At 72.2% G+C, this 24,696-nt stretch carries 20 protein-coding genes; 2 read left to right on the forward strand and 18 right to left on the reverse strand.

What is annotated here, in order from left to right; translation table 11 throughout:
- Positions 1 to 22: 22 nt before the first annotated feature.
- The 5 genes from ACF068_RS00100 to ureA are packed head-to-tail and all read right to left on the reverse strand — an operon-like array spanning position 23 to position 4,690.
- The gene (locus ACF068_RS00100) at positions 23 to 670 is read right to left on the reverse strand and encodes a TetR/AcrR family transcriptional regulator (protein WP_392271857.1); all 648 of its coding nucleotides are present in this window, start codon (positions 668 to 670) and stop codon (positions 23 to 25) included.
- On the reverse strand, positions 667 to 1,194 hold the full coding sequence (locus ACF068_RS00105; protein WP_392271858.1) for a hypothetical protein: 528 nt from the start codon (positions 1,192 to 1,194) through the stop codon (positions 667 to 669). The genes ACF068_RS00100 and ACF068_RS00105 overlap by 4 nt, the downstream gene beginning before the upstream one ends.
- Before the next feature lie 40 nt (positions 1,195 to 1,234).
- Positions 1,235 to 2,254, reverse strand: a complete 1,020-nt coding sequence (locus tag ACF068_RS00110) for an agmatine/peptidylarginine deiminase (RefSeq protein ID WP_392271859.1) — start codon at positions 2,252 to 2,254, stop codon at positions 1,235 to 1,237.
- Positions 2,255 to 2,267: 13 nt separating this feature from the next.
- The gene (locus ACF068_RS00115) at positions 2,268 to 3,989 is read right to left on the reverse strand and encodes an urease subunit alpha (protein WP_392271860.1); all 1,722 of its coding nucleotides are present in this window, start codon (positions 3,987 to 3,989) and stop codon (positions 2,268 to 2,270) included.
- Positions 3,986 to 4,690 (reverse strand): urease subunit gamma, encoded by a 705-nt coding sequence (ureA, locus tag ACF068_RS00120; protein ID WP_392271861.1) that lies wholly within the window; start codon positions 4,688 to 4,690, stop codon positions 3,986 to 3,988. Before ureA ends, ACF068_RS00115 begins: the two co-directional genes overlap by 4 nt.
- Before the next feature lie 131 nt (positions 4,691 to 4,821).
- On the opposite strand from ureA, the gene ACF068_RS00125 reads away from it, so the two are divergent.
- On the forward strand, positions 4,822 to 6,252 hold the full coding sequence (locus ACF068_RS00125) for a cytosine permease (protein ID WP_392271862.1): 1,431 nt from the start codon (positions 4,822 to 4,824) through the stop codon (positions 6,250 to 6,252).
- Positions 6,253 to 6,320: 68 nt separating this feature from the next.
- Here ACF068_RS00125 and ACF068_RS00130 read toward each other — a convergent pair whose 3' ends face one another.
- From ACF068_RS00130 to ACF068_RS00160, 7 genes are all read right to left on the reverse strand, one after another.
- Positions 6,321 to 7,412: a branched-chain amino acid aminotransferase gene (locus ACF068_RS00130; protein ID WP_392271863.1), complete on the reverse strand. Its 1,092-nt coding sequence runs from the start codon at positions 7,410 to 7,412 to the stop codon at positions 6,321 to 6,323.
- A gap of 240 nt (positions 7,413 to 7,652) precedes the next feature.
- Entirely contained in the window at positions 7,653 to 8,696 is a 1,044-nt protein-coding gene (locus ACF068_RS00135; protein WP_392271864.1) for a 3-isopropylmalate dehydrogenase, read from the reverse strand.
- 63 nt (positions 8,697 to 8,759) lie between these two features.
- On the reverse strand, positions 8,760 to 8,900 hold the full coding sequence (locus tag ACF068_RS00140; protein WP_392271865.1) for a hypothetical protein: 141 nt from the start codon (positions 8,898 to 8,900) through the stop codon (positions 8,760 to 8,762).
- 235 nt (positions 8,901 to 9,135) lie between these two features.
- Positions 9,136 to 9,681, reverse strand: coding sequence for a GNAT family N-acetyltransferase (locus ACF068_RS00145; protein ID WP_392271866.1), 546 nt, complete (start codon positions 9,679 to 9,681; stop codon positions 9,136 to 9,138).
- 139 nt (positions 9,682 to 9,820) lie between these two features.
- A complete protein-coding gene (locus ACF068_RS00150) occupies positions 9,821 to 10,210 on the reverse strand; it encodes a hypothetical protein (RefSeq protein ID WP_392271867.1) in 390 nt (129 codons plus the stop codon).
- A 135-nt stretch (positions 10,211 to 10,345) separates the two neighbouring features.
- On the reverse strand, positions 10,346 to 11,977 hold the full coding sequence (pruA, locus tag ACF068_RS00155; RefSeq protein WP_392271868.1) for an L-glutamate gamma-semialdehyde dehydrogenase: 1,632 nt from the start codon (positions 11,975 to 11,977) through the stop codon (positions 10,346 to 10,348).
- 16 nt (positions 11,978 to 11,993) lie between these two features.
- On the reverse strand, positions 11,994 to 12,920 hold the full coding sequence (locus ACF068_RS00160; RefSeq protein ID WP_392271869.1) for a proline dehydrogenase family protein: 927 nt from the start codon (positions 12,918 to 12,920) through the stop codon (positions 11,994 to 11,996).
- A 172-nt stretch (positions 12,921 to 13,092) separates the two neighbouring features.
- Here ACF068_RS00160 and ACF068_RS00165 point away from each other — a divergent pair, with 172 nt between their 5' ends.
- The gene (locus ACF068_RS00165; protein WP_392271870.1) at positions 13,093 to 14,451 is read left to right on the forward strand and encodes a PucR family transcriptional regulator; all 1,359 of its coding nucleotides are present in this window, start codon (positions 13,093 to 13,095) and stop codon (positions 14,449 to 14,451) included.
- A 135-nt stretch (positions 14,452 to 14,586) separates the two neighbouring features.
- On the opposite strand, the gene serA is transcribed toward ACF068_RS00165, so the two are convergent.
- The 6 genes from serA to ACF068_RS00195 all read right to left on the reverse strand — a co-directional run bounded on the left by serA (position 14,587) and on the right by ACF068_RS00195 (position 24,663).
- The gene (gene serA, locus ACF068_RS00170) at positions 14,587 to 16,188 is read right to left on the reverse strand and encodes a phosphoglycerate dehydrogenase (protein WP_392271871.1); all 1,602 of its coding nucleotides are present in this window, start codon (positions 16,186 to 16,188) and stop codon (positions 14,587 to 14,589) included.
- A 238-nt stretch (positions 16,189 to 16,426) separates the two neighbouring features.
- Entirely contained in the window at positions 16,427 to 17,428 is a 1,002-nt protein-coding gene (gene ilvC, locus ACF068_RS00175; protein ID WP_392271872.1) for a ketol-acid reductoisomerase, read from the reverse strand.
- Between the two features lie 74 nt (positions 17,429 to 17,502).
- On the reverse strand, positions 17,503 to 18,027 hold the full coding sequence (ilvN, locus tag ACF068_RS00180) for an acetolactate synthase small subunit (RefSeq protein ID WP_019889675.1): 525 nt from the start codon (positions 18,025 to 18,027) through the stop codon (positions 17,503 to 17,505).
- 21 nt (positions 18,028 to 18,048) lie between these two features.
- On the reverse strand, positions 18,049 to 19,908 hold the full coding sequence (locus ACF068_RS00185) for an acetolactate synthase large subunit (protein WP_392271873.1): 1,860 nt from the start codon (positions 19,906 to 19,908) through the stop codon (positions 18,049 to 18,051).
- Between the two features lie 213 nt (positions 19,909 to 20,121).
- The gene (locus tag ACF068_RS00190; protein WP_392271874.1) at positions 20,122 to 23,385 is read right to left on the reverse strand and encodes a putative bifunctional diguanylate cyclase/phosphodiesterase; all 3,264 of its coding nucleotides are present in this window, start codon (positions 23,383 to 23,385) and stop codon (positions 20,122 to 20,124) included.
- A 327-nt stretch (positions 23,386 to 23,712) separates the two neighbouring features.
- Entirely contained in the window at positions 23,713 to 24,663 is a 951-nt protein-coding gene (locus ACF068_RS00195; protein ID WP_392271875.1) for a 2-hydroxyacid dehydrogenase, read from the reverse strand.
- Positions 24,664 to 24,696: the final 33 nt, after the last annotated feature.

Genomic DNA, 24,696 nt, shown 5'->3' on the forward strand with positions numbered 1-24,696 from the left:
TGAAGGCCGGTGGACCCGGATCTCACGATGCGGTCGGCCCCGCGTCCGGGGCCGTGGGTGCCAGGGTGTCCTCGATGAATTCCCGTACGTGGGTGAGGACGGCGTCGCGGCCCGTGCCCGGTATGCCGACGGCCACGTGGACGCTGAAGCCGTCGAGCAGGGCGCGCAGCCGGGCCGCGAAGCGGTCGGCGTCCACGGGGCGCAGTTCGCCGCGCGAGATGCCCTCGGCGAGGAGGGCCACCAGGTCGCGGTGCCAGGCGCCCTCGATGGCGGCCTGGCGGGCACGGGCGTCGTCGTCGGCGTTCTGCGAGCGGTTCCAGACCTCCAGCCAGAGGGTCCAGTGCGGGTCGCGCGGGCCGTCGGGCACGTACAGGTCGACGTAGGCGCCGAGCCGCTCGCGTACGGGGGCGGGGCGGGACAGCAGTGCGCCGCGCTCGGCGCCGAGGCGGCCCTCGCTCCACTCCAGGGTCTGGAGCAGCAGCTCGTCCTTGGTGCGGAAGTAGTAGAGGAGGTGGCCGCTGCTCATGCCGACCTCGCGGCCGAGCCCCGCCATGGTGAGCCCGTCGAGCCCGCGCTCGGCGATGGTCGCCATGGCGGCGGCGAGAAGCTGCTCCCGGGGCGGCGCGCTGTTGCGCCGCCGTGCGGCCGGTGTCGTACGCGGTTCGTTCACTCGTACGTTGTACCTGATCCTTCCGGGCCCCCGGGGAGCGTCCAGCCCTCCTCGGCCAGCCGCTCGCGCAGGGCCGCCACGCGGGCGGCCGGGGGTGCGGGCGGGTGCGGGTCGAGTCCCGCGCCGAAGGCGCCCTCCAGCACCTGGGCGAGCTCCTCCTCGCCGACGAGCTCCCGCAGCACCACCAGCAGGGCCGGGTACTCCTCCTCGTGAACGACGCCGCCGAACACCGCGTACAACTGCCGGATGATCTCCACCAGTCCGGGGCGCAGCTTCATCCACCACCGGTTGGTGCGGATCTCCTCGGCGACCTGCTCCATGAACCGGCGCATGACCTCGTACGGCACCTCGTGGTGCCCGGCCCGCTCGTTCCAGCAGACCGTCGGCTCCCGCTCGGGGTCCTCGTCCGGGACGATCGCCGTCACCAGGATCCTTCCGGAGTGGCACAGCTCCAGGTACCAGGCGTCGTCGGGGTTGGAGTACAGGGTCGTGACGGAGTAGCCGTCGCGGGCGGTGGCGGTCATGGCCGCAGCGTGCCACGGCCGCCCCGCGCGTGCCGAGCGGTTATGCGGTCTTCGGCTGCTGCTGGGTGATGCAGTGGATGCCGCCGCCGCCGGCGAAGATCGTGCGGGCGTCCACGAGGGTGACCGTGCGGTCGGGGAAGAGCCGGCGGAAGATCCCCGCGGCGATCTCGTCGCGCGGGTCGTCGAAGGCGCAGAGCACCACGCCGCCGTTGCAGAGGTAGTGGTTGATGTAGGAGTAGTCGACCCATTCGCCGTCCTCCTGGAGGACGGTGGGGGCCGGGACCTCGACGACCTCCAGCCGGCGGCCCCTGGCGTCGGTCTGCTTGCGCAGCAGGTCGACGTTGGCCTTGCACAGTTCGTGGTCCGGGTGGGACGGGTCGGGCTGGGTGTGGGCGACGACGACGCCCGGGCGGGCGAAGGCGGCGACGATGTCGACGTGGCCGCGGGTGCCGTACATGCCGTAGTCGCCGGTCAGGCCGCGGGGCAGCCAGATCGCCTTGGTGGTGCCGAGCTTGGCGTGGATCTCCGCCTCGACCTGCTCGCGGGTCCACTCCGGGTTGCGCTCGGGGCCGAGCTGGACGGTGTCGGTGAGCAGGACGGTGCCCTCGCCGTCGACGTGGATGGCGCCGCCCTCGTTGACAAGTGCGCTGCTCACCACCGGCACTCCGGCGAGGTCCGCGACATGGCGGGCGATCTTGGCGTCGTGCTCCCAGCGGGCCCAGTCGGCCGCGCCCCAGCCGTTGAACACCCAGTCGACGGCGGCCAGTCGGGTCCCGTCGGTGACGAAGGTGGGACCGATGTCGCGCATCCAGGCGTCGTCCAGATCGCGTTCGACCAGCTCGATGTCCGGGCCGAGGAGCGCGCGGGCCGACGCCTCGTCGCCGGGGGCGTGGACCACGGTCACCGGTTCGAAGCGGCGTACGGCGCGGGCGACCGACGCCCATGCCTCGCGGGCCTCGCGCAGCTCCTCGTCGTTGGTGAAGGTCGGGTTCGGGCCCGGCCAGGCCATCCAGGTGCGCTCGTGCGGTGCCCACTCGGCGGGCATGCGGAAGGTGCTCATGGGGTGGGTGTCCTCAGAGGAAGTAGAGGCGGTTGAGGGAGACGGAGTCGGCCGGGTCCGAGCGGACCGGATCGCCGTCGAGGGTGACGAGTCCGGTGCGGCCGTCGACCGCGACCTCGCCGATGCGGGAGTTGAGGAGCAGGTTCCCGGGGCCGATGCCGCGGGTGCCGCGCACGGCGACCCGGCGGCGGCGGGTGGGCATCAGGTCGTTGCCGGCCTGGGCGGCGGCACCGGAGACGAAGGCCACCGAGATGTCGGCGGCGGTGGCGCCGAACGCCCCGAACTGCGGTCCGAGGACCAGCGGTTCACAGGTGTCGGTGGCGGCGTTCGGGTCGCCCACGACCCCGTACGCGGGGAAGCCCGACTTGAGGACGAGCTGCGGTTTGGCGCCGAAGAACTCGGGCCGCCACAGCACGATGTCGGCGAGCTTGCCGACCTCGATCGAGCCGACCTCGTGCGCGAGGCCGTGGGCGATCGCCGGGTTGATGGTGAGCTTGGCCATGTAGCGGAGGACGCGGGCGTTGTCGTCGCCGTCCCCGTCGCCCTCCAGCGGGCCGAGCTCGGCCTTCATCTTCCCGGCCATGGCGAAGGTCCGGCGTACGGTCTCGCCGGCCCTTCCCATGCCCTGCGCGTCCGACGACGTGATCCCGATCGCGCCGAGGTCGTGCAGGACGTCCTCCGCGCCCATCGTCCCGGCCCTGATCCGGTCGCGGGCCATGGCCGCGTCGCCGGGCAGGTCGGTCTTCAGGTCGTGTACGGAGACGATCATTCCGTAGTGCTCGGCGACCGCGTCCCGCCCGAAGGGGAGGGTGGGGTTGGTCGACGAGCCGATGACGTTGGGGACGCCCGCCATCTTCAGGACGTTGGGGACGTGGCCGCCGCCGCAGCCCTCGATGTGGAAGGCGTGGATGGTGCGGCCTTCGAGGACCTTGAGGGTGTCCTCGACCGAGAGGCATTCGTTCAGGCCGTCGCTGTGCAGGGCGACCTGGACGTCGTACTCCTCGGCGACGCGCAGCGCGGTGTCGAGCGCGCGGGTGTGGGCGCCCATGTCCTCGTGGACCTTGAAGCCGGAGGCGCCGCCCTCGGCGAGCGCCTCGACCAGCGGGGCGTCGGAGGAGGAGGACCCGCGGCCGAGGAAGCCGATGTTGACGGGCCAGGCGTCGAAGGCGTTGAAGGCGTGGCGCAGCGCCCAGGGCGAGTTGACGCCGACGCCCCAGACGGGGCCGAACTCCTGGCCGATGATCGTGGTGACGCCGGAGGCGAGGGAGGCCTCCATGATGCGCGGTGACAGCAGGTGGACGTGGGTGTCGACCGCTCCGGCGGTGGCGATGAGGCCCTCGCCGGAGACGATGGACGTGCCGGTGCCGACGACGACGTCCACGCCGTCGAGGGTGTCGGGGTTGCCGGCGCGGCCGATGGCGTGGATACGGCCCTCGCGGATGCCGATGGACACCTTGCGGATGCCCTGGACGGCGTCGATGACAATTACGTTGCTCACCACGACGTCGCAGGTGTCGCGGACGGCGGCGGCCTTGAGGTGCAGTCCGTCGCGGGCGGTCTTGCCGAAGCCGGCGAGGAACTCGTCGCCGGGCTTCTGGGCGTCGGACTCGACCCGGACGGTGAGGCCCGAGTCGCCGAGCCGGACGCGGTCGCCCGCGCGGGGGCCGTGGGTGGCGGCGTACTCGTAGGGCGTGAGGCGGCGCGCTTCGGCGGGGTGGCCTCCGGGGCGGCTCATCGGTCGGCCTCCTGCTCGGTGGTGTGCGGTACGCCGAGGTAGCCGCAGGCGGCGGCGCGGCGCAGTGCCTCCTCGCGGGCGCCCGGGGCGTCCAGCGGCCCGTCGACCAGCCCGGCGAAGCCGATGGCGATCCGGTCGCCGCCGATCGGCACCAGGCCGACCTCGTCGCTCTCGCCGGGTCCGAAGCGCACGGACGATCCGGCGGGGACGCAGAGCCGCATGCCGTAGGCCCGGGGGCGGTCGAAGTCGAGCCGCGGGTTGGCCTCGAAGAAGTGGAAGTGCGAGGTCACGGAGACCGGGACGCCCGCGGTGTTGGTGACCCGCAGTCGTACCACGGGCTCCGGGGCCGCGTGCTCCGGTCCGGGCAGCAGCGCGCCGGGGCCCTGGTCGCCCAGGCCGCCGCCGAGGGGGTCGGCGACCACGGCGAGCCGGGAGCCGTCGTCGAAGACGGCCTCCACGTGGACCTCGGTCACGACGTCCGCGACGCCCGGCAGGACGTCGTCGGGGCCGAGCACCGAGCGGGCCAGTTCGACGGCCTCGGCGAGCCGGCGCCCGTCGCGGGCCGCCTCGCAGACGGTGTCCGCGATCAGGGCGGTCGCCTCGGGGACATTCAGCCGCAGACCGCGGGCCCGGCGGGCCCGGGCGAGCTCGGCGGCACCGAAGATCAGCAGCCGGTCGCGTTCCGTGGGGGTCAGTCGCACGTCACCACACCTCCTGTTTGAGCATCACTCTAACCATAGGAATCCAGTAGTGAAACCATTGACGCGGGCAGAAGGCATGAGCCACATTGAGCGTCACTCTAAAAGTCGACGAGCACAGTGAGGGAGCGCCCATGCCGATTGAACAGCGCGGAGTCGACACCATCCCGGAAGCGGAGCGCACCAGCGGGCCGCGAGACCTCGTCTCGATCCTGCTGGGCTCGAACCTGTGCCTCGGAGTGATCGTCTTCGGCTGGCTGCCGGTGTCCTTCGGGCTCGGCCTGTGGCCGGCGGTCACCTCGGTGGTCGCCGGCACGGTCGCCGGCGTCGCCGTCACCGCCCCGCTCGCGCTGGTCTCGCTGCGGACGGCGACCAACCTGTCGACCTCCAGCGGTGCCTTCTTCGGCGTGCGCGGCCGGCTCGTCGGCTCGGTGGTGGGGCTGCTGCTGTCGCTCGGCTACACGGCGCTGACCCTGTGGATCGGCGGGGACGTGATGCTGGGCACCCTTGCACGGCTGTTCGACGTGCCGACCGGTCCCGTGCCGCACGCCCTCGTGTACGTGCTGCTCGCCGGCGGCACGGTCGTCGCCGCCGTGTTCGGCTACCGGCTGCTGCTGCGGCTCAGCCGGTACCTCGCCGTCGGCATGACCCTGCTGCTCCTGCTCGGCGTCCTCGCCTACGCGGGCGACTTCACGACCGCGCCCCCGCCGGACACCCCGTACCTGCTGGGCTCCTTCTGGCCGACGTGGCTGCTGTCCGCCGTGGCCGCGGGCCTGAGCGGGCCGGTCGCCTTCATCACCCTGCTCGGCGACTACACGCGGTACGTCTCGCCCGAGCGGCACCGGCCGCGCTCGGTGTGGCGGGCGACCTGCCTGGGCCTGTTCGCCGGGCTGCTGGTGCCGCAGCTTTTCGGTACGTTCACGGCGCTGGCCGCGCGGGCCGGCGCGGACTACGCGGGGCCGCTGGTCGCGACGGCCGCGCCCTGGTACCTGCTGCCGCTGCTCGTCGCGGCGAGCGCGGGGTCGGTCGGGAACGCGGGTCTGATGCTCTACTCGATGGGCCTCGACCTGGACGCCGTCGTGCCGCGCGCCGGGCGGGCCACCGCCACGCTGGTGGTGGCCGCCGTGGCGACGGCGTTCGTGTTCGCGGGCCACTTCGTGTGGGACGCGCGGTCGGCGATGACCTCGTTCGTGCTGCTGCTCACCGCGATCGGCACGCCCTGGGCGGTGATCACCCTCATGGGCCACGTGCGGTGCGGCGGCCGCTACGACCCGGACGCCCTCCAGGTCTTCAACCGGCGGGCGAGGGGCGGGGCCTACTGGTTCCGGGCCGGCTGGCACCCGCGCGCCACGGCGTCCTGGGCCCTGGGCGCGGCCGTGGGCCTGGCGGCCGTCTCGACACCGCTCTACGAGGGGCCGCTGCTGGCGCTCACCGGCGGCGTCGACGTGAGCTTCGTCCTGTCCGGCCTGGTGGGCGGCGGGGCGTACGCGGTGCTGACCGCCGGCTCCGTATCTCCGGCTCCGGACGCCCTCGCGGCGCCCGGAGCGGGGACCGCCGCGTCCTGAGGCGCGGCGACGCGGGAGCGCCCGCGCCCTCGAGCGGGGGGCGCGGGCGCTTCCGTACGTCCTGGGGGTCAGCCGACCTTGTGGGTCCAGCCGTGCGGGTCGTCCGCGGCACCGGTCTGGATGTCCAGCAGCGCCTTGCGGAGCTTCAGCGTGACCTCGCCCGGTTCGCCGCCGGACTGGGTCCACTCACCGCTCGCCGACTTGACCCGGCCGACCGGGGTGATCACCGCGGCCGTGCCGCAGGCGAAGACCTCCTTGAGCGTGCCGTTCTCGGTGTCGGCCCGCCACTGGTCGATGGAGACGCGCCCCTCCTCCGCCCCGTACCCGAGGTCGGCGGCGAGCCGGAGGAGCGAGTCGCGGGTGATGCCCGCGAGGAGGGAGCCGGTGAGCTCCGGGGTGACGATCCTGTCCTCGTACACGAAGTACAGGTTCATGCCGCCGAGCTCCTCGACCCACTTGTGCTCGACGGCGTCGAGGTAGGCCACCTGATCGCAGCCCTTGGCGGCGGCCTCGGCCTGGGCGAGCAGGGACGCGGCGTAGTTGCCGCCGGTCTTGGCGAAGCCGATGCCGCCCGGGACGGCGCGGACGCGGTCCTCCGAGAGCCAGATGGACACCGGCTTCACCCCGCCGGGGAAGTACGCGCCGGCGGGCGAGGCGATGACGATGAAGAGGTACTCGTTGGCGGGGCGGACGCCCAGGCCGACCTCGTTGGCGATCATGAACGGCCGCAGGTAGAGCGACTCCTCGCCACCGTGTGGCGGCACCCAGGCCTGGTCCTGCTGGACCAGCGCGTCACAGGCGGCGACGAACGTCTCGACCGGCAGCTCGGGCATGGCCAGGCGCTTGGCCGAGACCTGGAACCGCTCGGCGTTGGCCTCGGGGCGGAACATCGAGATCGAGCCGTCGGGGCGGCGGTAGGCCTTCAGCCCCTCGAAGATCTCCTGCGCGTAGTGCAGGGTCATGTTCGCGGGGTCGATCGACAGCGGTGCGTACGGCGTCAGCTCGGCGTCGTGCCAGCCACGCCCCTCCGTCCACTTGATCGTCACCATGTGGTCGGTGAAGTGGCGGCCGAAACCGGGGTTGGCCAGGATCGCCTCGCGCTCCGCGTCGGACAGCGGGTTCGAGGAGGGCTTGAGCTCGATCGTGGGCGTCGTCGTCATGAGTGCTGTGTCCTTCACCGTGTGTGTGTGACGGACCGCGCTCACGCCGCTACATCTGCTAGGACGTCCGAGCTTTCCCGCATGCCGCGGCCCCGCGTTCGATTATCGCGCGCGTGGCCGGTGCAATGAAACGGCTGGAGTGCGGTCCAGGGTTGATGGTGGCACCCGGGGCCGCACAGGAGAAGCCGCCGGGTGCGTGTGCGACCCGGCGGCTGTGTCTGGTGGTCCTCAGTCGGCGGGTCAGCTCGCTACGCGTACCGCGAGCGCGTCGCCGATCTCGTCCGTCGTCCGCGGCGCCGAGGCGTCCCGTTCCGCCAGGTCGGCGGCGACCGCCCGCTCGATGCGGACGGCCTCGGCCTCGTACCCGAGGTGGCGCAGGAGCAGCGCGACGGACAGGACGGTCGCGGTGGGGTCGGCCTTGCCCTGGCCCGCGATGTCGGGCGCGGAGCCGTGGACGGGCTCGAACATCGACGGGAACTCGCCCGTCGGGTTGATGTTGCCGGACGCGGCCAGGCCGATGCCGCCGGTCACGGCCGCGGCGAGGTCGGTCAGGATGTCGCCGAAGAGGTTGTCGGTGACGATGACGTCGAAGCGCTCGGGCTGGGTGACGAAGAAGATCGTCGCGGCGTCGACGTGCAGGTAGTCGGTGGTGACCTCGGGATACTCCTGGCCGACCCGGTCGAAGATGTTCTTCCACATGTGGCCGGCGTAGACGAGGACGTTGTTCTTGTGGACCAGCGTCAGCTTCTTGCGCGGCCGCGCCTTGGCACGCTCGTAGGCGTCCCGGACGACTCGCTCCACGCCGTACGCCGTGTTGACGCTGACCTCGGTGGCGACCTCGGCGGGGGTGCCGGTGCGCAGCGAGCCGCCGTTGCCGGTGTACGGGCCCTCGGTGCCCTCGCGGACGACGACGAAGTCGATGTCGGGACGGCCGGCCAGCGGGGTGGCGGTGTTCGGGAAGAGCTTCGACGGACGCAGATTGACGTAGTGGTCGAAGGCGAAGCGCAGCTTGAGCAGCAGCCCCCGCTCGAGCACGCCGGAGGGGACGGAGGGATCGCCGATGGCGCCGAGCAGGATGGCGTCGTGGCCCTTGAGGGCCTCCAGCTCCGCGTCGGGGAGGGTCTCCCCGGTGCGGTGCCAGCGCCGGGCGCCCAGGTCGTACTCCTTGGTCTCCAGCTTCACGTCCTCACGGAGGACGGAGCGAAGGACCTTCAAGCCCTGGGCCACGACCTCCTGGCCGATGCCGTCACCGGGAACCACTGCGAGATTGATGCTGCGAGACATGTCCGCACCCTACTCCTGCGTCCCAGAGCCTGACATGAGCGTTCCGGAATGTGGACGCCCGGTTCAGCCGGCGGGGTGACCCGTGGCCCCGCCGTTGTCCCGGCGGTCCAGGGCGCGCTGGAGGGCGGCGGCGGCGTTGCGGCGCTCGGTGTCGGAGGGGCGGGCGGTGTGACGGACACGGCGGACGACGGTCTCAGCGGCCATGACGATCGACTCCTTGAGATCAGAACGATTCGAGGCGCCGGAAAGGGCGGGGAGCGCGGCCGCAGGGGTTGCCTGCCGGGGGCACGGACTCGGGTCCGCCGTTCGCTGGATGGAGCGAGACGTTCGGCTCCTACAAAGCTAAGCCGTCATGGAGCGTCTGTCTCCACAATTACTCGGACTTCCTACTATCTGAGACGGGCGCCGGTGGAGAGCCGCTGGAACGGGGGCCGGAGCCTCACAGCACGTCACCGTCACGCCAGTCGAAGAGCAGCGCGCCCGCGTCCGCCGCGGGCAGCGGGCGCCCGGCCGCCGGCCGGAGGTACGTCGAGTCCTCCTCGTCCGGCAGGTGCACCACCCCGTCCGGGCCGTACGCCTCGACGCGGCCGTTCCAGAGCTGCCAGCCGCGCGCCCGGTACAGCTCGGCGCCCTCGTCGGACGCGGACAGCGCGCCGAACGCGTACGCCCCGTCGACGACCTCCTCCAGCGCGGCCATCACGCGCCCGCCCAGCCCCTGGCGGCGGCGGTCGGCACGGACGGCGACCCCCTCCACGTACCCGACGCGGTACGAGCGGCCGGCGTGCGCCACCCGGCGCATGATCACGCTGCCGTGGGCGGCGATGCCCTGCGCGTCCTCGGCGTACGCGTGGACGCCGCCGAGCCCGTGGTCCCAGTCCCGGTCGTCGAAGTCCCCGTCGAAGGCGGCGTCCAGCATCGCCCGTATCCCGGCCAGGACGGCGGGGGCCAGCTCGTAGGTGTGAGCCGTGCGGAAGGAGTCGGTCATGGGCCCACTGTGGCAGCGCCGACGGGGCGCGGGGTGCCTAACCGGCCACCGTCCGCGCCCCGTCGCCGTACCACCGGAGCCGCCGTACCGCCTCGTCGCCGGCGCGCTCATCCGTGGTGCGCGCCGACGGCCGGGGCGGTCAGAGGCGACCGCCGGTCAGCCGGGACAGCGGACCGCGCTGACGCAGTCCGGCCCGGCGTCCGAGGGCGTACGAGGACGCCACCACCGTCACCACGCCCGCGCTCGCACCGGCGGCAATGGCCTTCCTGGCCTTCACCAGCGTCCAGGCCACACCCGCCTTGCCGACGGTCTGCCCGGCGGCCGTACTGACGGCCGACTGGACGGTCCGGGCGGCCGACCTGGCCTTCTCCGTGGTCGCCCCGCCGATCCCGGCGAGCGCCTCCTTGCCGCTGCGCGCCGACTGCGACGCCCCGCGCGAGGCATCCTTGGCGCCCTGCGCCGTGCTCTTGGCCGCGCTCTGCGCACGGTCCTTCGTTGCCGTCGTCGTCTTGTTCGTCGTCTCAGCCATGGGGAGCGTGTAACCGCCCGCGCGACCCTCAAACTGACGGCGGTTCACCGTGCGGCGGTACGGGAAGCGCGGGTACGGAACCGCCCCCGCACCGGCGTGGGGGCCGGGACGGGGGCGGTGTTCGCGGGACGGACGTCAGCCCATGTGCGGGTACGTGTAGTCCGTCGGCGGGACCAGCGTCTCCTTGATGGCGCGGGTCAGCGTCCAGCGCATCAGGTTCTGCGGGGCGCCCGCCTTGTCGTTCGTACCGGAGGCGCGGCCGCCGCCGAAGGGCTGCTGGCCGACGACGGCACCGGTCGACTTGTCGTTGATGTAGAAGTTGCCCGCGGCGTACCGCAGCTTCTCCATCGTGTACGCGGCCGCCGCGCGGTCGTTTGCGATGACCGAACCGGTCAGCGCGTACGCCGACACCGACTCCATCTGCTCCAGCATGGCGTCGTACTGGTCGTCCTCGTAGACGTACACCGCGAGGATCGGGCCGAAGTACTCGGTCGTGAAGACCTCGTTGGCCGGGTCGGTGCACTCGATGACGGTCGGGCGGACGAAGTAGCCCACCGAGTCGTCGTAGCTGCCGCCGGCGACGATCGTGCAGGCCGGGTCGGCCTTGGCGCGGTCGATGGCGGCCTTGTTCTTGGCGAAGGACCGCTCGTCGATGACGGCGCCGATGAAGTTCGTCAGGTCGGTGACGTCACCCATCCGGATGCCGTCGACCTCGGCCGCGAACTCCTCCTTGAAGCCGGAGTTCCAGATCGAGGCCGGGATGTACGCGCGGGAGGACGCCGAGCACTTCTGGCCCTGGTACTCGAAGGAGCCGCGGGTCAGCGCGGTCTTCAGCACGGCGCGGTCGGCGCTCGGGTGCGCGACGACGAAGTCCTTGCCGCCGGTCTCGCCGACGATGCGCGGGTAGCCGCGGTACTTCTCGATGTTGGCGCCGACCGTCTTCCACAGGTGCTGGAAGGTCTTGGTGGAACCGGTGAAGTGGATGCCCGCGAGCTCCGGGTGCGCCAGGGCCACGTCGGAGACGGCGATGCCGTCGCCGGTCACCAGGTTGATGACGCCCTTGGGCAGGCCGGCCTCCTCCAGCAGCTCCATGAGCAGCACGGCGGCGTGGGTCTGCGTCGGGGACGGCTTCCAGACCACCACGTTGCCCATGAGGGCCGGGGCGGTGGGCAGGTTGCCCGCGATGGCGGTGAAGTTGAAGGGCGTGATCGCGTAGACGAAGCCCTCCAGCGGACGGTGGTCGAGACGGTTCCACACGCCCGGGGCGTTGGCCGGCGGCTGCTCGGCGAGCAGGTCGCGGGCGTACTTGACGTTGAAGCGCCAGAAGTCGACGAGCTCGCAGGGGGTGTCGATCTCGGCCTGCTGGACGGTCTTCGACTGGCCCAGCATGGTCGAGGCGGCCATGGTCTCGCGCCACGGGCCGGCCAGCAGCTCGGCGGCGCGGAGGATGATCGCGGCGCGGTCGTCGAAGGACATCGCCCGCCACGCCGGGGCGGCGGCGAGGGCCGCGTCGATGGCGTCCTGCGCGTCCTGGTGGGTGGCGCCGGCGAAGGTGCCGAGGACCTTGGCGTGGTTGTGCGGCTGCACGACGTCCACCCGCTCACCGCCGCCCATCCGCTTGACGCCGCCGATGGTCATCGGCAGGTCGATGGGGTTCTCGGCCAGCTCCTTGAGCTTGGCCTCCAGGCGGACGCGCTCGGCCGAACCGGGGGCGTAGGTGTGGACCGGCTCGTTGACCGGAGCGGGGACCTGGGTCACAGCGTCCATGAGTTCCGTAACTCCTTCAGTTCTTGGTGATCATCGAGCGGACGAAGAACAGCAGGTTGGCCGGCTTCTCCGCGAGGCGGCGCATGAAGTACCCGTACCAGTCGGTTCCGTACGCGGTGTAGACGCGCATCCGGTGACCCTCGGCGGCGAGCCTCACGTGCTCGTCGCTGCGGATCCCGTACAGCATCTGGAACTCGTACTCGTCCAGTTTGCGCCCGGCACGGCGCGCGAGCTCCTGGGTGACGGCGATCAGACGCGGGTCGTGGGACCCGATCATCGGGTAGCCGTCGCCCTCCATCAGGATCTTGAGGATCCGGACGTACGCCTTGTCGATCTCCGCCTTGTCCTGGTACGCGACGGTGGCGGGCTCCTTGTAGGCACCCTTGACGATCCGCACGCGGCTGCCGCTCGCGGCGAGGCGGCGGGCGTCCTCCTCGGTGCGGAAGAGGTACGCCTGGATGACGCAGCCGGTCTGCGGGAAGTCCTTCCGCAGCTCCTCGTGGATGGCGAACATCGAGTCCAGGGTGGTGTGGTCCTCGGCGTCGAGCGTGACCGTGGTGCCGATCGCGGCGGCGGCCTCGACGACCGGCCGGACGTTGGCGAGGGCCAGCTCGTGGCCGCCGTCCAGCGCCTGGCCGAACATCGACAGCTTGACGGACATCTCGGCCCTGGTGCCGAGGTCCAGCCCCTTCAGGTGCTCGATGAGCTCCAGGTACGCGTCCCGCGCGGCGGCGGCCTGCTCCGGGGTGGTGATGTCCTCGCCCACCACGTCCAGGGTGACCTCCAGGCCCCGGCCCGTCGCCTCGCGGACGATCGGGACGACCTGCTCGACCGTCTCACCGGCGATGAACCGGCTGACGACCTGCTTGGTGCCCGGAGCGGCAGAGACGAAGCGGCGCATCTTGTCACTGCGCGACGCGGCGAGGATCACGGGACCCAGCACGGGGCACCTCCACGGAACACGGGTTGAAGGGGGCCATAGCGGAAGGATCCGGAACGGCACGGAGAACCACCGTGAAACCTAAGGATCGCTCCGATGCTCGGCCATCGACACCTGTCACGCATCCTCGGCCGTCCTCTCATACAGATGTCTGAAGGGGTGGCAGAATGTCCGGGTGAAGGCCGATTACCAAGAGCTGGTCGACGAGGTCTCGGCGCTGCTGGGCGCCCCGGCGACGCTGGAGAACCGCGATTTCGGGCTGATCGCCTTCGGGGCCCACGACAGCGACGACGACTCCGCCATGGACCCGGTGCGCACCCGGTCGATCCTGACCAGGAAGTCCACCCCCGCGGTGCGGGCCTGGTTCGAGGGCTTCGGCATCACCCGGGCGACCGGCCCGGTCCGTATCCCCGCCGCCCCGGACGCGGGCGTCCTCCGGGGCCGGATCTGCCTCCCGGTACGCCACCGGGGCGTCGTCCTCGGATACGTGTGGCTCCTCGACGCCGATCCGGGGCCTTCGCCCGGCCGGCTGACGGCGGCCATGGGGGTGGCCGAGCGGATCGGCGCGCTGCTGGCCGACGAGGAACGGGCGGACGCCGACCTCTCGCGCGAGCTGCGCGCGGTGCTGACGGCCGAGCGGGGCTGGCAGTACGACATGGCGCTCGCGGCCCTCCGCACGGCACTCGGCCGGGACGCGGACGGCCTGCACGCCCTGGTGTGCGTCGCCCCCTGGCCGGTCGCCGGCACCCCGTCGATCCGCACCGCGCCCGGCGTGGCCGCCCTGTGCACGGTGCCCTGGCCGGGCCGGGCGCCGCGGGACCCGCACGCCGACGGGCCGGGCACGCCGGGCACGGGCGCCCCGGGAACGGCGGACGGCCCCGGGGGCGGCGGGCACGGTGGGGTCGTCACGCACGGTGGGGCCATCGGGGCCGGGCACGGTCTCGCCGCCCTGGTCCGGCTGCGCTCGGCCGACGCGCCCGCCCCGGCGCTCTCGGCGGCCGCGCGCCTGCGGGACGCGGCGGGCGGCACCGCGCCCGGCGGCCCGGGGGGTACCCCGCCCGGCGCCCCGCCCACGGCGGCCTGGGCGGCGCGCGGCGGCGGCCCGGGGGGCGACCCCGCCGGGGTGGCCGTCGCCGGGGTGGCCGATCCGCGGCGGAGGGTGGGCGACCTCGGGGAGGCCTGGCGGGAGGCAGCCTCCGCCGCCCGGGCGGCCCTGGCCCAGCCACGGCTCGGCCCGGTCGCCCGGTGGTCGGCGATCGGCCCGTACCGGCTGCTCACCGCGCTCCCCCCGGTCCCGCCGCACGACCGGGCGGCCGCGGCCCTGCTCGCCCCCGCGCACACGGAACTGGCCCGCACCGCCGAGGTGTTCCTCGACAGCGCGGGCCAGGCGGGCCGCACGGCGGCGGCCCTCGGCATCCACCGCCAGACGCTCTACTACCGCCTTTCGCGCGTCGAAAACCTCACCGGCCTCGACCTCGACGACGGCGAGGACCGGCTCCTGCTGCACATGGCCCTGAAGGCGGCCCGCCTGTGAAGCACCGGGTCACCGTCCCAGCGGGGCGCACCACCTGGACCGAGGCGTCACGGAGCGGGACGCGCCCGCCTCATGAACGAGACCGGCCCGGTGCGCTGACGCACCGGGCCGGTCCCCTGACGGTCGTACGAACGGTCAGGTGAGGTTGACCGAGCGGGCGGACGTCGCGCCGATCTCCTCGGCGACCTCCGTCAGCACCTGCTGCGGGACCGTGTCGTCGACTGTGAGGACCGCGAGCGCCTCGCCGCCCTCCGCGGCGCGGGCGACCTGCATGCCCGCGATGTTCAGACCGGCCTCGCCGAGGACCCGGCCGACGGTGCCGACGACACCGGGACGGTCCTCGTACCGCAGGACGATCATGTGGTCGGCGAGCGCCAGGTCCACGTCGTAGTCACCGACGGCGACGATCTTCTGGAGGTGCTTGGGGCCGGCCAGCGTGCCGGACACCGCCACCTCCTCGCCGCCCGAGAGCGTGCCGCGCACGGTGACCACGTTGCGGTGGTCGGGGGACTCGCTCGACGTCGTCAGACGGACCTCGACACCGCGCTCCTGCGCGAACAGCGGCGCGTTGACGTAGCTCACCGTCTCGTCCACGACGTCCTCGAAGACACCCTTGAGCGCGGACAGTTCCAGCACCTTGACGTCGTGCTGGGTGATCTCGCCGTACACCTCGACGTCGAGGCGGACCGCGACCTCGCCCGCCAGCGCGGTGAAGATCCGGCCGAGCCGCTCGGCGAGCGGCAGACCCGGCTTGACGTCCTCGGCGATGACGCCGCCCTGGACGTTGACCGCGTCCGGGACCAGCTCACCCGCGAGGGCCAGGCGCACCGAGCGGGCGACCGCGATACCGGCCTTCTCCTGCGCCTCGTCCGTGGACGCGCCCAGGTGCGGGGTGCACACGACCTGGTCGAGCTCGAACAGCGGGGAGTCCGTGCAGGGCTCCTTGGCGTACACGTCCAGGCCCGCGCCGGCGACCCGGCCCTCCTTGAGCGCCGAGTACAGCGCCTCCTCGTCGACGATCCCGCCGCGCGCGGCGTTGACGACGCGGACGGTCGGCTTGACCTTGTGCAGCGCCTCGTCGCCGATCAGGCCGAGCGTCTCGGGGGTCTTCGGCAGGTGGACGGTGATGAAGTCGGAGACCTCCAGCAGCTCGTCCAGCGTCAGCAGCTTGACGCCCATCTGCGCGGCCCGCGCCGGCTGCACGTAGGGGTCGTACGCGACGATCTTCATACCGAAGGCCGACATGCGCTGCGCGACCAGGACGCCGATGCGGCCGAGGCCGACGACGCCGAGGGTCTTCTCGCTGAGCTCGACGCCCGTGTACTTGCTGCGCTTCCACTCGCCGTTCTTGAGGGCGGTGTTGGCCTGCGGGATGTTCCGCGCCGTGGCGACCAGCAGACCGCAGGCCAGCTCGGCGGCGGTGACGATGTTGGACGTCGGGGCGTTGACGACCATCACGCCGGCCTTGGTGGCGGCGGAGACGTCGACGTTGTCCAGGCCCACACCCGCGCGGGCGACGACCTTCAGCCGGGTCGCGGCGGCGATGGCCTCGGCGTCGACCTTGGTGGCGGAGCGCACCAGGACGGCGTCCACGTCCGCGATGGCGGGCAGCAGCTCCGCTCGGTCGGCGCCGTTGCAGTGCCGGATCTCGAAGTCGGGGCCGAGCGCGTCGACGGTGGCCGGCGACAGCTCCTCGGCGATCAGTACGACCGGCTTTTTGGGGGGATGCGAGCTCACGTGGGTCCTCACAAGTCCAGTGCGGACGGCCGTCCCGACGGCCGCAGGCGGTGGAGGGGGCTTGCCGCGTGGAAGACGCACGACGCTGTGGGCCTGACGCGTATGTGTTCAGAAGTGTAGTGGGGGTGGATGACATCTTTTCCGCCTCGGCGGAAGGATCACCCGTCCGTGGTTGGACACTCGGTCCAAGGAGGACGGGCGGGTCCGGACAGCGCGTCCGGACCCGCCCCCGTGAGGCCTACGCCTCCTCGTTGTCCACCCAGCTCATGAGCTTGCGCAGCTCCTTGCCGGTGGTCTCCAGCAGGTGCTCGGAGTCCTGCGTCTTGTACTCGTCGTACTTCTTCAGCCCGCCGTGGTACTCGTCCATCCAGTTCTTGGCGAACGTGCCGTCCTGGATCTCGGAGAGGACCTTCTTCATCTCGGCCTTGGTGGCGTCGGTGATGATCCGCGGGCCGGTGACGTAGTCGCCCCACTCGGCGGTCTCGGAGACCGACCAGCGCATCTTCTCCAGGCCGCCCTCGTACATGAGGTCCACGATCAGCTTCAGCTCGTGGAGGCACTCGAAGTACGCGATCTCCGGCTGGTAACCGGCCTCGACCAGGGTCTCGAAGCCGGCCTTGACGAGGGCGGACGCGCCGCCGCACAGCACGGCCTGCTCGCCGAACAGGTCGGTCTCGGTCTCCTCGGTGAAGGTCGTCTTGATGACGCCCGCACGGGTGCCGCCGATGGCCTTGGCGTACGACAGGGCGAGCTGGAACGCGTTGCCCGTGGCGTCCTGCTCGACGGCGGCGATCGCCGGGACGCCGCGGCCCTCCTCGTACTGACGGCGGACCAGGTGGCCGGGGCCCTTGGGGGCGACGAGGGCGACGTCGACGCCGGCCGGGGGCTTGATGAAGCCGAAGCGGACGTTGAAGCCGTGGGCGAAGAACAGCGCGTCGCCGTCCTTCAGGTTGTCCTTGATGGACTCCTCGTAGACCTGGGCCTGGATCGGGTCCGGGATCAGGATCATGATGACGTCGGCCTCGGCGGCTGCCTCGGTCGGCGTGACGACGCGCAGGCCCTGCTCCTCGGCCTTCGCCTTGGACTTGGAGCCCTCGTGCAGACCGACGCGGACGTCGACACCCGAGTCACGGAGCGACAGCGCGTGGGCGTGGCCCTGGCTGCCGTATCCGATCACCGCGACCTTGCGGCCCTGGATGATGGACAGGTCGGCGTCGTCGTCGTAGAACAGCTCGGCCACTGGGTTTCTCCTTGGTGTGCTGATGTTGCGTCCCACCGTACGGCGGGCGGGGGCGGGGAGGTCGGGGGGTCTCGCTACGCGGAACGGTCCAGGGCCCGCAGCGAGCGGTCCGTGATGGACCGGGCGCCACGCCCTATGGCGATGGTGCCGGACTGGACGAGCTCCTTGATGCCGAACTGCTCCAGCATCTTGAGCATCGCGTCGAGCTTGTCACTCGAACCTGTTGCCTCGATCGTGACCGCCTCGGGCGAGACGTCGACGGTCTTGGCGCGGAAGAGCTGGACGATCTCGACGATCTGGGACCGGGTCTCGTTGTCGGCGCGGACCTTCACCAGGACGAGCTCGCGCTGGATGGCGGCGCTGGGCTCCAGTTCGACGATCTTCAGGACGTTGACCAGCTTGTTGAGCTGCTTGGTCACCTGTTCCAGCGGCAGGTCCTCGACATTGACCACGATGGTGATGCGGGAGATGTCGGGGTGCTCGGTGACACCGACGGCGAGCGAGTCGATGTTGAAGCCGCGCCGGGAGAACAGGGCGGCGATCCGGGCGAGGATGCCGGGCGTGTTCTCCACCAGGACGGAGAGCGTGTGCTTGGACATGATGGTTGACTCGGCTCTCTCTCAGTCGTCTTCGTTGTCGCCGAAGTCGGGACGGACGCCCCGGGCGGCCATGACCTCGTCGTTGGACGTCCCGGCGGCGACCATCGGCCAGACCTGGGCGTCCTCGTGGACGATGAAGTCGACGACGACCGGGCGGTCGTTGATCGCGTTGGCCTCGGCGATGACCTTGTCCAGGTCCTCGGGGCGCTCACAGCGCAGCGCGACGCAGCCCATGGCCTCCGACAGCTTCACGAAGTCCGGGATCCGGGTGCCGGCGCTGGGCTGCTTGCCGTCCGCGTCGGGGCCGGAGTGCAGGACGGTGTTGGAGTAGCGCTGGTTGTAGAAGAGCGTCTGCCACTGGCGGACCATCCCGAGCGCGCCGTTGTTGATGATGGCGACCTTGATCGGGATGTTGTTCAGCGCGCAGGTGACCAGTTCCTGGTTGGTCATCTGGAAGCAGCCGTCGCCGTCGATGGCCCAGACCGTGCGGTCGGGCATGCCGGCCTTGGCGCCCATGGCGGCCGGGACGGCGTAGCCCATCGTTCCGGCGCCGCCGGAGTTCAGCCAGGTGGCGGGCTTCTCGTAGTCGATGAAGTGGGCGGCCCACATCTGGTGCTGGCCGACGCCGGCCGCGAAGATGGTGCCCTCGGGGGCGAGCCGGCCGATGCGCTGGATGACCTGCTGCGGGGCGAGGGACCCGTCCTCGGGCTGCTCGTAGCCCAGGGGGTAGGTGTCGCGCCACCGGCTGAGGTCCTTCCACCAGGCGGTGTAGTCGCCGGCGTTGCCCTCGTTGTGCTCGGCCTGGACGGCCTGGACCAGGTCGGCGATGACCTCGCGGGCGTCACCGACGATCGGCACGTCGGCGGCGCGGTTCTTGCCGATCTCGGCGGGGTCGATGTCCGCGTGGACGATCTTGGCGAAGGGGGCGAAGCTGTCCAGCTTGCCGGTGACGCGGTCGTCGAACCGGGCGCCGAGGGCGACGATCAGGTCGGCCTTCTGGAGCGCGGTGACGGCGGTGACGGCGCCGTGCATGCCGGGCATGCCGACGTGCAGCGGGTGGCTGTCGGGGAACGCGCCGAGGGCCATCAGCGTGGTGGTGACCGGGGCCTGGGTCAGCTCGGCGAGGACCTTCAGCTCGGCGGTGGCACCGGCCTTGAGGACGCCGCCGCCGACGTACAGGACGGGGCGCTTGGCCTGGGTGATGAGCTTGGCGGCCTCGCGGATCTGCTTGGCGTGCGGCTTGGTCACCGGGCGGTAGCCGGGCAGGTCGAGCTGCGGCGGCCAGCTGAAGGTCGTCCGGGCCTGGAGGGCGTCCTTGGCGATGTCGACCAGGACCGGGCCGGGGCGGCCGGTGGAGGCGATGTGGAACGCCTCGGCGATCGTCTTGGGGATGTCCTCGGCCTTGGTGACCAGGAAGTTGTGCTTGGTGATCGGCATCGTGATGCCGCAGATGTCCGCCTCCTGGAAGGCGTCCGTGCCGATCGCCTTGGAGGCGACCTGACCGGTGATCGCGACCAGCGGGACGGAGTCCATGTGCGCGTCGGCGATCGGGGTGACCAGGTTGGTGGCACCGGGGCCGGAGGTGGCCATGCAGACGCCGACCTTGCCGGTCGCCTGGGCGTAGCCGGTCGCGGCGTGGCCGGCGCCCTGCTCGTGGCGGACGAGGACGTGGCGGACCCGGGTGGAGTCCATCATCGGGTCGTACGCGGGGAGGATGGCGCCGCCGGGGATGCCGAAGACCGTCTCGGCGCCCACTTCCTCGAGAGAACGGATGAGGGACTGCGCACCCGTGACGTGCTCAACGGTGGTGGAGGGCTGTCCGCCGCTACGGGCCCGCGGCTGCGGATGGTGGGCCCCGGAGGCCTGCTCGGTCATCGGCATTCTCTTCTCGAAGCTGAGGGTTTTCGCGAGGTTTAGCTGGTTTGGCTCGGTGCCAGTGCAACAAAAAACCCCTCGTGCCGTGAGGCAAGCGAGGGGAGCGCGCCGGTGTGGGTCTGCAGGGCCGTCATCGGGCCGTGCTCAGCCGACGCGCTTTCCAAGTACGAGAATTCGGGTGCGCATGGCAACGACCCTCCCTCCGGCGCACCGTCAGTGTCAAGTGGGTGGGACGCGAGTCTCACTATGTGAGCGGGACGGATGGGGGGAACGCATGCCCGGGAGGACACCCGGCAGGGTGGTCGGGAGGCTGCCGGGAAGGGCGACCGGGAGGGGCGCCGGGAGGACGTGGGGCACGGTGCCGGCGAGGGCGCCCGGCAGGGCACCGGGGCGGGCACCGGACCCGGCCCCGGGCACGCCGCCGGGGGTACCGCCGGGCGGGGTGCCGGCGGCCGGGGTGCCGGCGGCCGGGGTGCCGGCGGCCGGGGTGCCGCCCGGCGGGCCGTCGCCGGACACGGCGCCGGGTGACGCGGGGCCGGGCGGGGGGCCGCCGGGCGCGGCGCTCGGGACGGCGCTGGGGACGGCGCTCGGGCGGGCGCCCGCGACGAGGGTGCCGCGGAAGGTGGCGGGCAGGACGCCCGGGAGGGTGCCCTGACGGGTGCCCCCGGTGACCGCGGGCAGGACGGTCCCGCCGGGCACCGGGAACGCGTCCCGCACCAGGGCACGGCGGAGCCGGTACTCGTCCAGGGGGCCCGAGAAGGCCGTTCCCTGCCCATGCGTGCACCCCATCGCGCGTAGCGCCAGGACCTGCTCCGGCATGTCGACCCCGTCGGCCACGCACTGCATGCCGAGGTCACGGGCGATGCGGAGCAGCCCACTCGTGATCTTGTGCAGCCGGGCCGATTCGACGACGCCCTCGACCAGGCCCCTGTCCAGTTTCAGTATGTCCACCGGGAGCCGCCGGAGCGCGTTGATCGCGGCATATCCGCTGCCGAATCCGTCGAGCGCGATGCGCACCCCGAGCCTGCGCAGGCCGGCCAGGCGCTGTTCCAGTTCGTCGAAGGAGATCCGGGGGTCGCTGTCGGCCAGCTCGATGATCAGCGACCCGGAGGGGAGTTCGTACTTGGTGAGCAGGGCTTCGACGGTGCCGAGCGGCATGGAGCGGTCCACCAGCCGGCGCGCCGGGAAGCGGACCGTGACGGGCACCCGGTGGCCGAGCCGGCCGCGCTCCGCGGCCTGCTCGACGGCCTCCTCCAGGAGCCGGCCGCTCACCTCGGCGGTGCGCTCGGCGTCCTCGGCGACCCGGTGGTACTCCCCCGGGGTGAACAGGATGCCCTGGGCGGACCGCCAGCGGGCCTGGGCGGCGACGGCGGTGATCCGGCCGGTGGCGAGGTCCACCACGGGCTGGTGGAGCAGCACGAACTCGCCGTCCGGTGACGGGGGGCGGCTGCGGCGGGCCAGGTCCGTGCGGCGCACGACGTCGGACTGCATCTGGGGCGCGTACAGCTCGACGCGGTTCTTGCCGCCCGCCTTGGCGCGGTACATGGCGAGGTCCGCGTTGCGGAGGAGGTCCCCGGCGCTGATGCCCGCCTCGGCGAAGGCCACGCCGATGGACGCGGCGACCCGGACCTCCTGGCCCTCGATCCGGTACGGCTGCGAGAGCGTGAGCCGCAGCCGGTCGGCGATCTCCTGGACCTGCGGCTCGCGGGCCGACGGGTCGCGGCTGCCGTCCCCGAGGATCAGGGCGGCGAACTCGTCACCGCCGAGGCGGGCCGCGGTGTCCCCGGCCCGCACCGAGTCCTGGAGCCGGCGGGCGGCCTGGATGAGCAGCTCGTCGCCGGCCTGGTGGCCGAGCCGGTCGTTGACGCCCTTGAAGCCGTCCAGGTCGATGAAGAGCACGGCCGTGCCCGCGTCGCCCGCGCGGCGGCCGCTGAGGGCCTGGCGCACGCGCCGGGTGAACAGCGCGCGGTTGGGCAGGTCGGTGAGCGGGTCGTGTTCCGCGTTGTGCTGGAGCTGCGCCTGGAGGCGGACCCGCTCGGTGACGTCCCGGCTGTTGAAGATCAGCCCGCCCTGGTGGCGGTTGACGGTCGACTCGACGTTGAGCCACTCCCCCCTGCCGGACCTGAAGCGGCACTCGATGCGGGTCGTGGGCTCCTCGGAGGGGGGCGCCGTCAGGAAGCGCCGGACCTCGTGGACCACGCCGCCGAGGTCTTCGGGGTGGATGAGGGCCGCGAGTTCCGAGCCGATGAGCTCGTCGGCGTCCCGCCCGTAGACGCCGGAGGCCGCCGGGCTGACGTACCGCAGCACCCCGTCGGGGGCGGCGATCATGATCACGTCGCTGGAGCCCTGCACCAGGGACCGGAAGTGGTTCTCCTTCTGGGCCAGTTCGTGGGTCAGGGCGATGTTGTCGAGGAGCATGATCCCCTGGCGCACGACCAGGGCGAGCACGACCGTGCATCCGGTGAAGACGACGACGCGGTCCACCGTGCGGTCCTCGATGACGTTGTAGAGGATGCCGAGCGTGCAGACCGCCGCCGCCAGGTACGGCGTGAGGGCTGCCAGCGACCCGGCGATGGGACGACTGGCCTGACGGGGCCCGCGCGCCGGGGCCTGGCTCTCGGCCAGGCGGTTGGCGCCCCAGGGGGCGTAGGCCAGGAGCAGCGAGCCGGCGAACCAGCCCGCGTCGAGGAGCTGGCCCGAGCGGTAGTGCTCGCGCAGCAGCGGTGAGGTGAACAGGGCGTCGCACAGCACGGTCAGCGCCAGGGCGGCGATCGCGGTGTGGACGGCGGAGCGGTTGGTCTGGGAGCGCCGGAAGTGCAGCGCCAGCACCATGCTCACCAGCACGATGTCCAGGAGCGGGTACGCGAGCGACAGCGCGGCCCGCGCGACGCTCTCGCCCTCGAAGCGGGCGGTGTGGGCGAGGGCGAGGCTCCAGGACAGCGTGAGCAGCGACCCGCCGATCAGCCAGGAGTCCAGCGCGAGGCAGGTCCATCCGGCGCGGGTGACCGGCCGCTTGGCGAGGACGAGCAGCCCGACGATGGCGGGCGGTGCGAAGAGCAGGAAGAACAGGTCGGCGAAGGACGGCTGCGGCACCTCGCGCTCGAGCACGACCTCGTACCAGCCCCAGACGGTGTTGCCGCCGGCCGCCATCGCGGAGGAGAAGGCGAACAGCAGCCAGGCGGGCCGGAACCGGCTGCCACGCGTGCGTGCGTACACGAAGCAGGAGACGGCGGCGAGCAGGGCGGCGGCGCTGAGGCCGAAGTCGCCCATGATCAGCGCCAGTTCCTCGGAGCCCCAGCCGACGGCGGCACCGGCCGCGTAGCTCGCGCACAGCGCGGCGAGGAGGAGCTGGCACGCCAGGCCGCCGGAGCCGCCCGCGCCGCGGCCGGCCGCGCCACCGCCCGCCGCACTGCCGCTCGTGGTGCCGCCGGTGCTCGCACCGGTGACGGGCGGCCGCTCGATGAGCACGCCCGGGGCGCTCACGGGGACACCTCGGTGTGCGGCTCGAAGTGGTGCGGCGACGGCTGCCGCCGCGTCCGCGTCGGCTCCGGTGGCCGGGAGGCGGTCACGCCTCGCAGTCGGCCGCCCCGTCGCGCCGGTTCGTTCATCCATCGACCGTGCATCGCCCGTCGCCCCCCTCGGATTCTGATCGGCCATCACGTCGCTCCCCAGCGCCGATTGATGCTCGACGCGGCCCCCAGATCGGGACGATACACCAGGATCGTCACTCAGGGACAGGGGTGCTCTACGCTCCGTGACGATCATCAGGCTAATGGGCACGGAGGGCGCCCATTTCGCTTCAGAGCGTGGTCAGGGGGTGGTGAGGACGATGTTCCGCATCTCCGCGCGCTCGGCGAACCGGGTGACCTGACCCACGACGAGACGCTTCGCGCGGGGCATGAACGCCGATGTCGAACCGCCGACGTGAGGACTGATCAGCACGCCCGGCGCGTGCCACAGCGGGTGACCGGGGGGCAGCGGCTCGGGGTCGGTGACGTCGAGCGCGGCGGTGATCCGGCCGGTCCGTGTCTCGGCCAGCAGCGCCTCCGTGTCGACGACGGGGCCGCGGGCGACGTTCACCAGCAGGGCGCCGTCCTTCATCCGGGCCAGGAATGCGGCGTCCACGAGGTGGTGGGTGTCGGGGGTGAGGGGCGTGGACAGGATGACGACGTCCGCCCGGGGCAGGAGGGCGGGCAGATCGGTGAGCGGCTGCACTGGACCGCGCGCAGTGGTGCGCTCGGAGCGCGCGACGCGCGCCACCCGCGCGCACTCGAAGGGCGCGAGCCGGTCCTCTATGGCCGCGCCGATCGATCCGTAGCCCACGATGAGCACGGACCTGTCGGCCAGCGCCGGGTAGAAGCCGGCCCGCCACTCCTCCGCGTCCTGGCCGCGCACGAAGCCGGGGATGCCCCGGAGGGAGGCCAGGGTCAGCGCGATCGTCAGCTCGGCCGTGCTGGCCTCGTGGACGCCCTTGGCGTTGCACAGCGTCACCCCGGACGGCAGGACGCCGAGCCCCGGCGTCACATGGTCGATCCCGGCCGAGAGCGTCTGGACGACGCGTACGGAGGTCATGGCGGCCATCGGGCGCACCGCGATCTCGCTGCCCTTCATGTACGGCACCACGTAGAACACGCAGTCGGCCGGATCGGCCGGGAAGTCCGGGCCGCCGTCCCAGAAGCGGTAGGTCAGGCCCGACTCGGCAGGGGCGGGGAGCCCGTCCATCTCGTCGGCCGGAATGGGGAGCCACACGTCAGCAGTCATGGTCAGGAGGTTAGTTTGGGGAGCGGCACGAGG

This window comes from Streptomyces sp. NPDC016309, assembly GCF_043077235.1.
Classification (GTDB): domain Bacteria; phylum Actinomycetota; class Actinomycetes; order Streptomycetales; family Streptomycetaceae; genus Streptomyces.